General features: G+C 26.7%; 15 protein-coding genes. 9 read left to right on the plus strand and 6 right to left on the minus strand.

The window, feature by feature from the left end; genetic code table 11:
• Positions 1-9 precede the first annotated feature (9 nt).
• From ACTCCZ_RS01045 to ACTCCZ_RS01060, 4 genes are all read right to left on the minus strand, one after another.
• Positions 10-813: a VWA domain-containing protein gene (locus ACTCCZ_RS01045; protein ID WP_196778462.1), complete on the minus strand. Its 804-nt coding sequence runs from the start codon at positions 811-813 to the stop codon at positions 10-12.
• A 91-nt stretch (positions 814-904) separates the two neighbouring features.
• A complete protein-coding gene (locus ACTCCZ_RS01050) occupies positions 905-1,291 on the minus strand; it encodes a hypothetical protein (protein ID WP_079577343.1) in 387 nt (128 codons plus the stop codon).
• The gene (locus tag ACTCCZ_RS01055) at positions 1,291-2,124 is read right to left on the minus strand and encodes a DUF58 domain-containing protein (RefSeq protein WP_079577344.1); all 834 of its coding nucleotides are present in this window, start codon (positions 2,122-2,124) and stop codon (positions 1,291-1,293) included. Before ACTCCZ_RS01055 ends, ACTCCZ_RS01050 begins: the two co-directional genes overlap by 1 nt.
• Entirely contained in the window at positions 2,124-3,077 is a 954-nt protein-coding gene (locus tag ACTCCZ_RS01060) for an AAA family ATPase (protein WP_079577345.1), read from the minus strand. The genes ACTCCZ_RS01055 and ACTCCZ_RS01060 overlap by 1 nt, the downstream gene beginning before the upstream one ends.
• A gap of 111 nt (positions 3,078-3,188) precedes the next feature.
• Between ACTCCZ_RS01060 and ACTCCZ_RS01065 the strand changes: the two genes are divergently transcribed.
• The 6 genes from ACTCCZ_RS01065 to gmk all read left to right on the plus strand — a co-directional run bounded on the left by ACTCCZ_RS01065 (position 3,189) and on the right by gmk (position 8,518).
• On the plus strand, positions 3,189-4,367 hold the full coding sequence (locus ACTCCZ_RS01065) for a murein transglycosylase domain-containing protein (RefSeq protein WP_079577346.1): 1,179 nt from the start codon (positions 3,189-3,191) through the stop codon (positions 4,365-4,367).
• A gap of 181 nt (positions 4,368-4,548) precedes the next feature.
• Positions 4,549-5,346 (plus strand): 30S ribosomal protein S2, encoded by a 798-nt coding sequence (gene rpsB, locus ACTCCZ_RS01070; protein ID WP_079577347.1) that lies wholly within the window; start codon positions 4,549-4,551, stop codon positions 5,344-5,346.
• A 2-nt stretch (positions 5,347-5,348) separates the two neighbouring features.
• Complete coding sequence (gene tsf, locus ACTCCZ_RS01075; protein ID WP_079577348.1) at positions 5,349-6,395, plus strand: translation elongation factor Ts; 1,047 nt, start codon at positions 5,349-5,351, stop codon at positions 6,393-6,395.
• Between the two features lie 19 nt (positions 6,396-6,414).
• Complete coding sequence (locus ACTCCZ_RS01080; RefSeq protein WP_228145281.1) at positions 6,415-7,101, plus strand: ABC transporter ATP-binding protein; 687 nt, start codon at positions 6,415-6,417, stop codon at positions 7,099-7,101.
• Positions 7,098-7,898, plus strand: coding sequence for a hypothetical protein (locus ACTCCZ_RS01085; protein WP_079577349.1), 801 nt, complete (start codon positions 7,098-7,100; stop codon positions 7,896-7,898). Before ACTCCZ_RS01080 ends, ACTCCZ_RS01085 begins: the two co-directional genes overlap by 4 nt.
• Positions 7,898-8,518, plus strand: a complete 621-nt coding sequence (gmk, locus tag ACTCCZ_RS01090; protein ID WP_079577350.1) for a guanylate kinase — start codon at positions 7,898-7,900, stop codon at positions 8,516-8,518. Before ACTCCZ_RS01085 ends, gmk begins: the two co-directional genes overlap by 1 nt.
• 14 nt (positions 8,519-8,532) lie before the next feature.
• Here gmk and ACTCCZ_RS01095 read toward each other — a convergent pair whose 3' ends face one another.
• Positions 8,533-10,152 (minus strand): EAL domain-containing response regulator, encoded by a 1,620-nt coding sequence (locus ACTCCZ_RS01095; protein ID WP_079577351.1) that lies wholly within the window; start codon positions 10,150-10,152, stop codon positions 8,533-8,535.
• Between the two features lie 103 nt (positions 10,153-10,255).
• On the opposite strand from ACTCCZ_RS01095, the gene ACTCCZ_RS01100 reads away from it, so the two are divergent.
• From ACTCCZ_RS01100 to ccoS, 3 genes are read left to right on the plus strand one after another with little or no spacing between them, the layout of a single operon-like run.
• Positions 10,256-10,753 (plus strand): asparaginase domain-containing protein, encoded by a 498-nt coding sequence (locus tag ACTCCZ_RS01100; RefSeq protein ID WP_079577352.1) that lies wholly within the window; start codon positions 10,256-10,258, stop codon positions 10,751-10,753.
• Positions 10,741-13,179 (plus strand): heavy metal translocating P-type ATPase, encoded by a 2,439-nt coding sequence (locus tag ACTCCZ_RS01105; protein ID WP_079577353.1) that lies wholly within the window; start codon positions 10,741-10,743, stop codon positions 13,177-13,179. Before ACTCCZ_RS01100 ends, ACTCCZ_RS01105 begins: the two co-directional genes overlap by 13 nt.
• 8 nt (positions 13,180-13,187) lie before the next feature.
• Complete coding sequence (gene ccoS, locus ACTCCZ_RS01110) at positions 13,188-13,415, plus strand: cbb3-type cytochrome oxidase assembly protein CcoS (protein ID WP_079577354.1); 228 nt, start codon at positions 13,188-13,190, stop codon at positions 13,413-13,415.
• Positions 13,416-13,443: 28 nt separating this feature from the next.
• On the opposite strand, the gene ACTCCZ_RS01115 is transcribed toward ccoS, so the two are convergent.
• Positions 13,444-13,725, minus strand: coding sequence for a c-type cytochrome (locus ACTCCZ_RS01115; protein WP_079577355.1), 282 nt, complete (start codon positions 13,723-13,725; stop codon positions 13,444-13,446).
• Between the last annotated feature and the right edge of the window lie 130 nt (positions 13,726-13,855).

Raw genomic sequence — 13,855 nt, forward strand, 5'->3', positions numbered from 1 at the left:
TTTGACCCCTTACTCTTTATTTTTTAAGTATATTAACAAAATTAATATAATGGTAGCTATAAACAAAGGATAAAAGTAGTAATACTCTTTTAATATAACTTTATTCTTTTTGAGTTTACTCTTTTCTAGTTCATTGATTTGTTTATAAACATTTTGTAAATCTTCTTTATTATTTGCATTGAAGTATTTACCATTTGTATCTTTTGCAATTTTATTTAATATATATCTATTTTGACTTTGAATTGCAATAGTATAAACTTTTATATTATATTTTTTAAGAAGTTTTAATACAATATTAAAAGGTATTTGACTTGAAGTATCTTCACCATCACTAAGTAAAATTATGATTTTACTTTTTGATTTTGAGTTTTTTAATATCTTTACACTACTTGCCAAAGAGTCAATTAATGCTGTTCTTGGACCAACAATTCCTATATCTAAATAGTTTAAAATCTCCTTTTGTGCTTGTTTATCAAAACTTAAAGTTGAAGCAATAAGTGAACTGTTTCCAAATACAACAAGAGCTATATTATCATTTATTCTTTTATCAATAAAATCACTTGCAAGCTCTTTTACTACATCAAATCTATTTTCTTGTAAATCAAATTTATTAAAACCTCTTTGTTTCATTGAGTCACTTGTATCAAGATTTAATACAATATCAATTCCATCACTATTAATAAACTGAGTATTTTTAATTTTAACAGGAGAAGCTAAAGCTGTTATTGCAAGTATTACAGTTAGATATTTTAGTAAATTTATTAATAATGTACTTTTTTTAGTACTTTCATTAAGTAAATTAAGATGTGGCATAAAATAACTTGATTCTTTTGCTTTACAATAAATAAAGCAGAATAAAAATGGTATTAAAAGTAAAAATAAATAAGGGTACTCAAAACTAAAATTATACATCTATTGCATCCACAAATCTTTTATATTCATTAATAATATCTTCATCAAATTTAGCTACTTCTTTTTTGTATTTATATTTTTCTAACTTTTCTTCTAGTTGGAAAAATAATCTTTTTGATCTATTATCAGTAGATGCAACTCTTCCATATTTTGTAATTTTATAAGCTGCATCTTTTGTATTATTTAAATCTAGTTTCTCTAATATTTCATATGCTATTTGCTCATCACTTTTTTTTCTTTTGTAAAATATCCTAATTAGCTGTAAAAGTATAATTATTATAATTAAAACAGTTGCAACAATTAAAAAAATATATATAAAATAAGAGTAGTCTAAAATAGAAACTAAGCCTTTTATGTCATTTATTTTTAGTTCATTCATTATTTCATTAACCTTACTAGTTTTGAAATGGGATTTTCATCTGTATATATTTTTATAAAGTTTGCATTGCACTTTCTTAAATGTTCATATAAAATATGATCGTTTTTTTTAATCTGTTCTTTATAATCTTTAAGAGCTTGAGTATTTACAACTCCATTGTACTCAAAGCCATTTTCCAAATCTTTTAAATTAATATTTCCTAAAGTTGTCAAGTTTTCTTCAAATCTATCTCTTACTATTATTACTACAATTTCATGTTTTTTGCTTAGAAGTTTTATATCCAAACTTTCTACATTAAAAAAGTCACCTATTAAAAATATAAGAGAACGCCTTTTTATTTGTGAAAAAATAGAGTTTGTTATATTCTTATAATTTAGCTTTTTATTTACACTTTTGTATTCAAAAATATTTTCAGTCATTTTATTTACACTAAAAGTTCTTTTACTTTTTTTAGTACAAAAAGTTAGAGTTTCATTTGCAATATATGAACTAAAGGCATCACCTTGTTTTATTGCACTAAAAGCTAAAATAGAACAAATCTCACATATTAATTCTTGTTTGAATTTATCCGTACCAAAATGTACACTTCCATTTAATAAAGCAACTAGGTTTATATTTAACTCTTTTTGTGCATGGAAAACTTTTACATATGGCTTTTGAAGTTTTGCACTAATAACCCAATCAATATTTTTTACGTCTTCTCCATATTCATACTCTTTAAGTTCTAAAAAATCGTAGCCTTCACCCTTTAGCTTTGAGCTATTATTTCCAACAACTTCACTAAAAACCTCTTTTTTGCTTTTTATTAAAATCTTTTTTATTTTTGGATTCATTATGGAATATTTATTTTCTCTACTATTTTATCAATTACATCATCAACATTTATATCTTGTGCTTGAGCCTCATAACTTAAAATAATTCTATGCCTTAAAATATTTTTTACAAGCAATGCAATATCAATAGGGCTTACATAGTCATTTCCTCTTAAATATGCTTGAGCTTTAACTGCTTTAAACATATCAATAGTTGCTCTTGGACTTGCTCCAAACTCTATTTGCTCACTTAATTCTTCTAATCCATAACTTTTTGGATCTCTTGTTGCACAAATAATATCAACTATATACTCTTCTAATTCTTTATCAATATGGACATTTAATATTTCATCTTTTAGTTTAAATAATTCTTCTTTTGTTATGATTTTTTCAAGATTAATTTTTTCATTACTAGAAGCCATTTTAGCTATTTCATACTCTTGTTCTTTTGTATTATATGAAACTACTATTTTAAACATGAATCTATCCAATTGTGCTTCTGGAAGAGTGTAAGCTCCTTCTTGCTCAATTGGGTTTTGTGTTGCTAAAACTAAAAATGGTTTATCTATTTTAAAACTATTTTCAGCAATTGTTACTTGCCTTTCTTGCATAACTTCAAGTAGGGCTGATTGAACTTTAGCAGGAGCTCTGTTTATTTCATCTGCTAATAATAAATTCGTAAAAATAGGTCCTTTTTTTATTTTAAATTCACCTGTTTTCATATCATAAATTTGTGCACCAATAATATCACTTGGCAATAAATCAGGTGTAAATTGAACTCTTTTAAAATCTACATTTATTACCTTAGCTAATGAGTTTACAGTTGTAGTTTTTGCAAGTCCTGGAACACCTTCAAGTAGAATATGCCCGTTTGTCAATAATCCAATTAGTAAAGCATCAATCATCTCTTCTTGGCCAACTATTTTTTTAGCCAATTCATTTTTTATTTGCATAATGGTTTTAAAACTATTCATATATTTTATATAACCTTTTTTGTTTAATTTTATCAAAATAGTAATAAATAGAGTTTAAATTTTAATAAATATTTCAATTATAATCTATGTTTATTTTGTTAATATAATTTTATGAAAAAAACTTTTTTAATTTTTATAGTAATATTTTTTTTAATTGGATGTAGCAGTTCTGATATTTATAACTTAACTCGTGCTGCTATAAGTCAAGATCCTACAACTGCTTTAAAATCTATTGCAAAGTCAAAAAGTATAAATTATGCTACTAATCCTAAAAGCTTAGAACAAGATATAAAATCTTTAGATAAAAACTTTAGAAAAATATTGATTGCTTTTACTAAAGCAATAACTGAAAATTGGGGTGAAAATAATGTAAAATTGCCCAAAAAGAAAGAGTATGTTAAGTATATGCAAAACTATAAAAGTAGAGCTTTAATAGATTTTGATAATGCATATGTTTTAGTTGAAACACTTGATACAAATAATACAAAGAAGAGTTTACATAATGCAATTGTAACAACTTTATTATTGCCAGAAGATCCTCAAGCTGCAGATTTATTTAATGCAAAAAAGATAAAATTAGGTAAAACTCCTTATTTATTAGGTGAAATTAAAGATGATCAAAATAAAGAGATTAGATACTCTTGGAGGGCAAATAGATTTGCTAAGTTATTAACGAAAAAAATAAAATATAAAACAATAAAAAAAGATAATAAAAATACAAAAGTTGCTTATGTGAAAATACCAATGGTAAAAGACCATGCAAGTATAAGAGTTGCCAAATTTAAACCTCTTGTTGAAAAGTATTCAAAAAAATATAAGATAAGTAAGAATTTGATTTATGCAATTATCAAAACAGAAAGTAACTTTAATCAGTTTGCAATAAGTAATGCAGGAGCTATTGGATTAATGCAAGTTGTTCCTAGTACTGCTGGAAAAGACTCTTATAAATATTTAACAAATAAAACTCATACTCCAAGCAAAGAGTATTTATTTAATGCAAACAATAATATAAAATTAGGAACTATATATTTAAAAATATTAAATGAAAGATATTTAAAAGGTTTATACAATCCTATTTCAAAAGAGTATTGCGTAATAAGTGCTTATAATACAGGAAGTGGAAATGTTTTAAAAACATTTAGTTCAAGTAGAGTAAAAGCTAAAGATATTATAAATAAAAGTAGTGCTTCACAAGTATACAAAAAGTTAGTAAATGAGTTGCCATATAAAGAGACAAGAAGATATTTAATAAAAGTTTTAAATAATAAAAGAGATTTTGTCTCTTTATAATTGCTTAAACTTAAATTAAAGTTATATTAGGTAAAATTCGCGTTCTTATCTTGATTTATAAAATAATTATGATTAGAAACCTCACATGTGTCAATCCTAAAATGGGTTGTATCAATGCAGATACTAAGGGGCACAGAGGCTAAACCCAATTGAAAAAAATAAAAACTTAGGAGAATTAACTATGGTTACTATGAAAGACCTATTAGAATGTGGTGTACACTTTGGACACCAAACAAGAAGATGGAATCCAAAAATGAAAAAATATATTTTTGGTGTTAGAAAGAATATTTATATTATTGACTTACAAAAAACATTAAGATATTTCAGATATACATATAATGTAGTAAGAGATGCAGCTGCTGAGGGTCAAACTATGATCTTTGTTGGTACTAAAAAACAAGCTAGTGAAGCTGTAAAAAGAGCTGCTGAATCTTGTGGAATGCCATATGTTAACCACAGATGGTTAGGTGGTATGTTAACAAACTACGGAACAATTAAAAAATCAATTAGAAAATTAGAAGTAATTAAAAAAATGAAAGAAGAAGGTCAATTTGATCTTTTAACTAAAAAAGAAGCTTTAATGCTTACAAGAAAAGAAGAAAAATTAGAGTTATATCTTGGTGGAATTAAAGAGATGAATAATATCCCAGATATGATGTTTGTTCTTGATTCTGTTAAAGAAAAAATTGCTATTAAAGAAGCTAGAAGATTAGGAATTAAAGTTGTAGCTCCATTAGATACAAACTGCGACCCTGATTTAGTAGATTTACCAATTCCTGGAAATGATGATGCGATTAGATCAATTCAATTATTTTGTCAAGAAATGGCTGCAGCAATTAATGAAGGTAAAGCAGCAGCTGCTGATGCTGAGGGTACTGATGAAGTTGAAGCACCTGTAAGCGAAGAAGAAACAAAAGAAGTTGTTGCAGAAGCAGTAGCTGAAGAAGAAAAAGAAGAAAAAGCGAAGGAGGAAGCATAATCATGGCAGGAGCAACTCCAAAATTAATTAAACAATTAAGAGAGATGACTGGTGCTGGTATGCTTGATTGCAAAAACGCTTTAAATGAGTGTGAGGGTGATTTAGATAAAGCAGTTCAACACTTAAGAGAAGCAGGTCTTGGAAAAGCTGCTAAAAAAGCTGGTAATGTTGCTGCTGAGGGTTTAATCTCTGTTTTAATTAATGAAGATAACACTAAAGGTACAATTTTAGAGCTAAACTCACAAACAGACTTTGTTGCAAAAAATGAAAACTTTATCTCTTTAACTAAAGAGATAACTGCACATGCACAGTCAAATGATATTAAAGATGCTGAAACTTTAGCATCATCTAAAATCAACGGACAAGAGTTTGGAACTTTCTTAAATGAAAAAATTGCAACTATTGGTGAAAATTTAGTAGCAAGAAAATTAGCTGCTGTAGAAAATCAAGTAGTTAATGGTTATGTTCATGCAACTGGTAAAGTTGGGGTATTATTAGCTGCAACTTGTGATGAAGCTGCAAAAGAAAAAACAGCTGCATTATTAAGAAATATTGCTATGCATGCATCAGCTATGAAACCAACTGTTATTTCATATACTGATTTAGATTCAGAGTTTGTTGAAGCAGAAAATAGAGCTATTAAAGCAGAAATTGAAGCAGAAAATGATGAATTACAAAGATTAGGTAAACCATTGAAAAATATTCCTGATTTTGTATCTAAATCTCAATTAACAGATGAAGCTATTGCAAATGCAAAAGCTAAATTTGAAGCTGAATTAAAAGAGCAAGGTAAACCAGAAAAAATCTGGGACAAAATTATTCCTGGTAAAATCGAAAGATATATCCAAGATAATACTCAATTAGATGGTAGATTAGCTTTATTATCTCAAGCTTATGTTATGGATGATAAAAAAACTGTTGAGCAAGCAATTGCAGAAGTTGATTCTTCAATTAAACTTGTTGAATACATCAGATTTGAACTTGGTGAGGGAATTGAAGTAGAAGAAGAAGATTTTGCAGCAGAAGTTGCAAAACAAATGGGTAAATAATCTCTACTAAAGATTAATTGTGTACGAACAAAATTTAAACTCGGCACACTCTACAAGTAAACCCCTTTTGCTAGAAGCAAAAGGGGTTTCTCATAAATTTGACTATGAACTTTTCAATGATATAAATTTATCTTTACATCAAAAAGAGACTATTGCTATTATAGGTATGAGTGGTAGTGGAAAATCTACACTTTTAAATATTTTATCATCACTTTTAAAACCTAATAGTGGAGAAGTTTTTTTTGAACAAAAAGATATATATAAACAAAAAAAATCAAAGCTTTTAAATATACGTAGAGAAGATTTTGGTATAATATTTCAAGCACACTATTTATTTAGAGGATTTAGTGCTAAAGAGAATCTAGATATTGCAACACTACTTAGTTTAAATGAGATTGATACAGATCTATTAAAAGTATTAGATATAGAATATGTACTTAATCAAGGAGTTGGAGAACTAAGTGGAGGTCAACAGCAAAGATTATCAATTGCGAGGGTTTTAACAAAAAAACCAAAAGTAATTTTTGCTGATGAACCTACTGGAAATCTAGATAAAGAGACTTCAACTCACGTAATTGATGCACTTTTTGAGTATGTAAACTCATATAATGCAGGTTTGATTTTAGTAACACATGATGAAGAGCTTGCTAAAATGTGTGATAAAACGTATAAACTTATTGATTTAAAGCTAGAGGAGATAGGGTGAATTTATTATTGATTAGTAATACTCCAATAATTATAAAGATTTTTAAACTTGTTTGTAAAAAACTTGATTTAGAACTGTTTGTTCAAAGTGATTATAATGTACAAGAAAAAAAAGATTTTATAATTATTGATCAAGAATATATCGATGATAGATTTAACTCATTGAAAAAATTTTGTTCTAAACTTGGAGCTATTTGCAATGATGAATTACCCTTTGAAAAAGCAAGAGATTTTATTATTCCAAGACCTTTTTTACCTTTACAACTTCAAGAAATAATAAAAGAACAATTAGAGTTTATAGATGAAGAAGAGACTTTAAAAAAGCAAGAAAATATTAAAAATAGTGCAAAGTATTCAGCAGCTAATATGATAAATGATGATTCAGCAGAAGATTTGACAAACTATGTTGAATCACTTGCTGATAATATAGCTTCTGATATTGAAGATGAAAATGATGAAAGTATTGTAACATTAGCAACTTTAAATAGTGGGGGAGTTTTGGATAATAATGAATTATCTAAAATCTCTGATATTTTAAGATATGATAATATACAAAATGAGTTTGTAAATAGTGAAAAAGAGACAGATTGGAAAGAGTTGTCTGATATTATTGATGATGCCTTAAATGAAGTTGGTGATTATGATATTGCAAATAATCAACCTTTAAAATTAATTTTAAATAAGTATAGTATTGATGAATTAAAACCACTTTTAGAGAAATTTGACCAAAGTGTTATTGATAAACTTTCAAATGGTGAAGATATTGATTTAAAATTAACTTTGAAGGATAACAACTAATGCAAGATAAGTTTGGAGCCATTTTACTTATATCAGGTCCTAGTGGATGTGGAAAATCTACACTTTTAAAAGAAGTATATAAAGATATTAATGAATACTATTTTTCTATTTCAACAACAACAAGAGCTCCAAGAGAAGGTGAGAAAGATGGTGTTGATTATTTTTTTGTATCAAAAGAAGAGTTTGAAAAAGATATCAATGCTAAAAATTTTCTAGAGTATGCAAATGTACATGGCAATTATTATGGTACTTCTTTAAAACCTGTAAAAGAGGCTTTAAAAGATGGAAAGTTAGTAATCTTTGATATTGATGTACAAGGGCATGATTTAGTTAAAAAAACAGAACTCTCTTCTTTTTTAACTTCTGTTTTTATTACAACACCTACTTTAAAAGAGTTGGAAAATAGGTTAAACAATAGAGCAACTGATTCTAAAGATGTAATTACTAAAAGAGTAGAAAATGCAAAAGTAGAGATTAACTCTATTGATAAATATGATTATTTTTTAATAAATGATAATTTAGTACATGCAAGTAAAAAACTTGTAAGTATTGCAAATGCAGCAAGAATAAAAGCCTCTTTATTTAATAAAAAACAGATTATAAGTGAGTGGATGAATTAGTTCATCTACTTAACTTATACTTCATCAAAACTCATAGGTTTACCAAAGTGATAACCTTGAGAGTAGTCAATATCTAAAGATTTTACTTTTTCATAAATCTCTTTACTACTTACAAACTCAGCTACTGTTGTAAATCCAAACTCTTTAGAGAAGTTTGAAATTGTATTTACAATAATCTCTTGATTTTTTGAGTGATCAATCTCTTTTATTAAAGAACTGTCAATTTTTACAAAATCAATATCTAAATTTGTAAGCATATTGAAGTTGGAGTATCCAGCACCAAAGTCATCAACTCCTACTGTACAACCAAGCGCTTTAACATCTTTTATAAAACTTTTTACTATATCAATATCTGAAATCTCTTCACTTTCTAGTATCTCAAACTCTAAAAGTTTTGTTGCTTCTGGTTCATTTTTCAACTCTTCATAAATAAATTTTTGTGTTTCGTCACTTGCAATATCCTCAAATGAGATATTTACTGCAACTCTTTTATTTTTTGCTTTTATAAGAAGTAATGCCTCTTTTAACATTACTTTAATTACATGAGGATATAGTTTTGCTTTTTTTGCTATATCTAAAAATTTAAATGGAGCAATAACTTCTCCATCATCTTCAATAAATCTAATTAAAGCTTCATATTTATAAATTTCTTGTGTTTTATTATCAACTATTGGCTGATAAAAACCTTTGAAATTGCCATTTTTAAGACCATTTTTGATTTTCTTAACCCATTTTATATTCTCTTCAAATGACTCTTGGATATTAAAAGAATCATCATAAATCATTACTTGTTCAAATTTATTTCTTGCATATGAAATAACTCTTTGAGAGTATTTATATGCTCTATTTCCATCACCTTTTGCAATACCAATTGTAACATTTAAATCAATCTCATTGTCATCAATAATTATTGTATCTTTTTGAATATTATCTGCAAAAGTTTTACATAGTTTTTTAAACTCATATATATCTTTATCATGTTTTTTTGAAACCACTGCAAACTTATCTGCTTCTATTCTATAAATTTTATAATCTTGTTTACAAAAATGTTTTTTTAAATTATCTGAAAATTCAGAGAGTATTTTATCTCCATTGTTTTCACCAAACAAATCATTTATGGTTGAAAACTTATCAATATTTATTAAAGCCATCAAATCTTCTTCTGTTTGAGCTAAATCTTTTTTTAGTCTATTTCTATTTGGTAAATGAGTAAGTTTATCAATGTATAGATCTTTTAATTCATGATAAAGTAGTGATTGGCTCATTGTTTGAAGTAGTTTTTTCATATCAATTGGTTTTAGAACATATTTGTCAACACCAATATCAATTGCTTCAAGTAAATATTCAGTATTTGAAAATGCTGTTGCAACTATAATTGGAATATTAGGATTTATTTGTTTTATCTCTTTTATCATCTCTAAGCCATTCATATGTGGCATATTTACATCTGTTATGATAAGGTCAATCTCTTCTTCATTCTCTTTAAAAAGTTCAAGCCCTTCTTGTCCATCTTTTGCAACAAACTGCTTTTTTGTGAAGCCTTTTAAGATATTTAAAGTTATTTCTCTTAAACTAGCTTCATCCTCTGCATACAAAATAGTGATATTTTTTAATATTGAGATATTATTTATCATTAAGATTTACTCCAATGTTAATACGGTATAATAATAATTATTGTTTTGGAAAATTATTATTCATTTAAATAATAATAACATAAAAGCATTTAAAAGAGGTTATATGAATAAATTATTAGTAATAAATACAGGTGGAACATTTAATAAAAGGTACAATGAACAAACAGGAGCTTTAGATGTAGCTAAAGATAACAAAGCTATTTTAGATATTTTAGAAAATTGTGCTAGAGGAAATTTAAATATTGATATAAAAGGTATTATTTTTAAAGATTCACTAAAAATAGATGATAAAGATAGAAAAGAGATTATAAATGAAATCTCTAAATATGATAAAATATTAATAGTTCATGGTACAGATACTATGGATGAAACTGCAAAATATATTGAAAAAAGAGTTAAAGATAAACTTATTGTTTTAACAGGGGCTATGCATCCTTACTCTATTGATAAAATAGAGGCAACATCAAACTTTATGATAGGACTTAGCTTTTTAAATACTAATAATACAAATGGAGTTTACATCTCTATGCATGGTCTTGTAAAAGAGCATGAAAAACTTTTTAAAAATAGGGATTTAGGAATATTTCAGTGTCAAAAATAAAATGTGATCATTGTCATTTAGAGTATGATGAAGATATAATGATAAAAGATGACTCTTTGCATTTTTGTTGCAAAGGTTGTCAAGGAGTTTATCATCTTCTAAAAGATGATGGTTTAGACTCTTTTTATGAAAAACTTGGAAATAAAACCATTGCTCCACCATTAACAAGCAATAATGATGTAGAAAAATTTGATACTAAAAGTTTTAAAGATAATTTTATAAAAACTACAGAAGAGGGCTTTAGTAGAATTGACTTGATAATTGAGGGAATTCATTGTGCTGCTTGTGTTTGGTTAAATGAAAAAGTACTTTATGATACAGATGGAATTATTGAAGCAAATATAAACTTCTCTACAAATAAAGCAAAAATAGTTTGGGATGAAGATGAAATTAAACTTTCTGAAATTATTTTGAAAATTAGAAGTATTGGTTATAACGCCTATGCTTATGATGCAAGCATAGCAGATGAAAAAGCTACAGAATCTAAAAGAGATTTTTTTATTAGAATGATGGTAGCTGTTTTTGCTACTATGAATATAATGATGTTGTCTGTTGCAAAATATACTGGATTTTTTACAGGAATTTCCGAACAAGTTAGAAATTATATACATTTAGGTGAGTTTATACTAGCAACACCTGTACTTTTTTATAGTGGTTGGATTTTTTACAAAGGTGCATATTATGGATTAAAAAATCGTATTTTAAATATGGATTTTTTAGTTAGTTCAGGAGCTACATTTTCATATATTTATTCTCTTTATGTTCTTTTTGGAGGTAAGGGTGAGAGCTATTTTGATAGTGTTGCTATGATTATTACTTTTGTTTTAGTTGGAAAGTATCTTGAAGTTATTGGCAAAAAATCAGCCGTTGATACCTTAGATAAAATAAAAAGTTCAATACCTTTAGAAGCAATTATTATAGAAGATAATATAAAAAAAGTATTACCAATAAATAGTGTAAAAGTTGGTGATATTGTTGAGTTAAAAGCAGGAGAAAAAGCATCTTTTGATGGAGCACTTGAATCTTCAAGTGCATCTTTTGATGAGTCTAGTATTAGTGGAGAATCTCTTCCTGTTGATAAACAAAAAGGTTCAAAAATATTTAGTGGAACAATAAACTGTGAAAAGGTTATAAGATATAAAGTTTTAAAATCTTATGAAGATTCAACTTTAAACTCAATAGTAACTTTACTTGAGGATTCACTAAGTTCAAAACCAAAAATCGAACATAAAGCAAATGAAATTTCAAAAGGTTTTAGTATATTAATTTTATCTTTAGCTATTTTGACATTTGTTGTTTGGTACTACTTTGGTATAGATTTAGGCTTTGATTATGAGGGTGCTTTACATTTTGAAAAATCTTTTATTGTTGCAATTTCAGTTATTGTTATTGCCTGTCCTTGTGCTTTAGCCCTAGCAACACCAATAGCTAGTTTAATAGGTATTTCAGAACTTGCAAAAAATGGTTTGCTATTTAAAGAAGCAAAATATATTGAAACATTGGCAATAGCTGATACTTTAGTAATGGATAAAACAGGAACAATTACAAAAGGTAAACTAAAAGTAAAAAAAGCAGAAATTTTAGATAATAATGTTGATAAATTAAATTTACTATATTCTCTTTTAGATAGTTCAAATCATCCAATTAGTAATTCTGTAAAAGAGTATATGAAAGATAATTTCTCTTTAGAATCAAAAGATATTTTTGATATTAAAAATATTGATGGACAAGGTGTAGTTGCAAAATATAAAAATATTGATGGAAAAGTGTTTAATATATTAGGTGGAAATATGAAACTTTTAAAAACTTATAATATTAATTATAAGTTTGAAAGTCAAAACTCTATTTATATTTTTGTAGTTGATTCAAAAGTTATTGCAAGCTTTGAACTTGAAGATGAGATAAAAGAGGGCGCAAAAGAGTTCATCTTAAATATCAAAAAACTAGGCTTAGATGTAGTTATGCTAACAGGAGACAATAATGCAACTGCAAAAAGTGTTGCATCAAAAGTTGGAATTAAAAACTACATTTCAGAAGTTGATCCAATAGAAAAAGCACAATTTATTCAAGATTTAAAAAATAAAGGTAAAAATGTTATCATGGTGGGTGATGGAATAAATGATTCTGTAGCTTTAGCAAAAAGTGATGTTGCTATTGCAATGGGAAGTTCGGCTGATATTGCACTTAGTGTATCAGATATTGTTTTACTAGATAATTCATTAAATAGTTTAGAACTTGCTTTTACCCTTTCAAAAAGAACATATAAATTTATAAAGCAGAATTTATTTATATCTTTAGTATATAATGCAATAACAATTCCTTTAGCAATGGCTGGATATGTTATTCCTTTAGTTGCTGCATTATCAATGAGTCTTAGTTCACTTATTGTTGTTGCTAACTCTATGAGAATTAAATTAAAAAAATAGGAAGTTTTATGATTGATGGTACTTTATTGATGATGTTAGTAGTTGCACTTGTAGTATCTTTTGCAATTTTGGGAGTATTTATTTGGGGTGCTAAAGGTGGTCAGTTTGATGATGGTGAAAAAATGATGGGTGGTTTGCTTTTTGATTCAACTGAAGATTTAAATGATGCACGAAAAAAAGAACAAAAGAAAATGAATGCAAAAAAAGAGCAAAAAAAAAGTAAGTTAGATAAATAACTTACTTTTTTTCAATAATTATAATTATTTATTTAAATGAAGCAATTTTTTTAGCTAAATCTTCAATGTCTGCATCTGAAAGTCTTGCAACTTGACCTTTCATTACACCTTTCATAGCTCCACCATAAGATCCATTTTTATAACCTTTTAGTGCTTTAATAGTTTTAGCTTCGTCCCAACCAGCAATAACTTGTGATTTACCTAAGGCTTTTTTCTCAGCTTTTGCACCATGACAGCTAGCACATGCAGCCCAATTTGCAGCCATTACAGAAGCTGCTGCTATTAATGTTCCTAAAACAATTTTTTTCATTATCTCTCCTTGAAATATCTAAGATATGCATTTTATCTTTTTTTTTCTTGCATAAACTTTTAATATCAAAATTAATATTTTTACTAATTTTTTGATAATGTATATACTATTTTAAAGCTATCTTATTATA

This window comes from Malaciobacter sp. (assembly GCF_055140965.1).

Bases quoted from the DNA above. Each gene is read 5' to 3' on its own strand.
- ACTCCZ_RS01045 (WP_196778462.1), bottom strand. From the start codon at position 813: ATGCCACATCTTAATTTACTTAATGAAAGTACTAAAAAAAGTACATTA.
- ACTCCZ_RS01050 (WP_079577343.1), bottom strand. From the start codon at position 1,291: ATGAATGAACTAAAAATAAATGACATAAAAGGCTTAGTTTCTATTTTA.
- ACTCCZ_RS01055 (WP_079577344.1), bottom strand. From the start codon at position 2,124: ATGAATCCAAAAATAAAAAAGATTTTAATAAAAAGCAAAAAAGAGGTT.
- ACTCCZ_RS01060 (WP_079577345.1), bottom strand. From the start codon at position 3,077: ATGAATAGTTTTAAAACCATTATGCAAATAAAAAATGAATTGGCTAAA.
- ACTCCZ_RS01065 (WP_079577346.1), top strand. From the start codon at position 3,189: ATGAAAAAAACTTTTTTAATTTTTATAGTAATATTTTTTTTAATTGGA.
- rpsB (WP_079577347.1), top strand. From the start codon at position 4,549: ATGGTTACTATGAAAGACCTATTAGAATGTGGTGTACACTTTGGACAC.
- tsf (WP_079577348.1), top strand. From the start codon at position 5,349: ATGGCAGGAGCAACTCCAAAATTAATTAAACAATTAAGAGAGATGACT.
- gmk (WP_079577350.1), top strand. From the start codon at position 7,898: ATGCAAGATAAGTTTGGAGCCATTTTACTTATATCAGGTCCTAGTGGA.
- ACTCCZ_RS01095 (WP_079577351.1), bottom strand. From the start codon at position 10,152: ATGATAAATAATATCTCAATATTAAAAAATATCACTATTTTGTATGCA.
- ACTCCZ_RS01100 (WP_079577352.1), top strand. From the start codon at position 10,256: ATGAATAAATTATTAGTAATAAATACAGGTGGAACATTTAATAAAAGG.
- ccoS (WP_079577354.1), top strand. From the start codon at position 13,188: ATGATTGATGGTACTTTATTGATGATGTTAGTAGTTGCACTTGTAGTA.
- ACTCCZ_RS01115 (WP_079577355.1), bottom strand. From the start codon at position 13,725: ATGAAAAAAATTGTTTTAGGAACATTAATAGCAGCAGCTTCTGTAATG.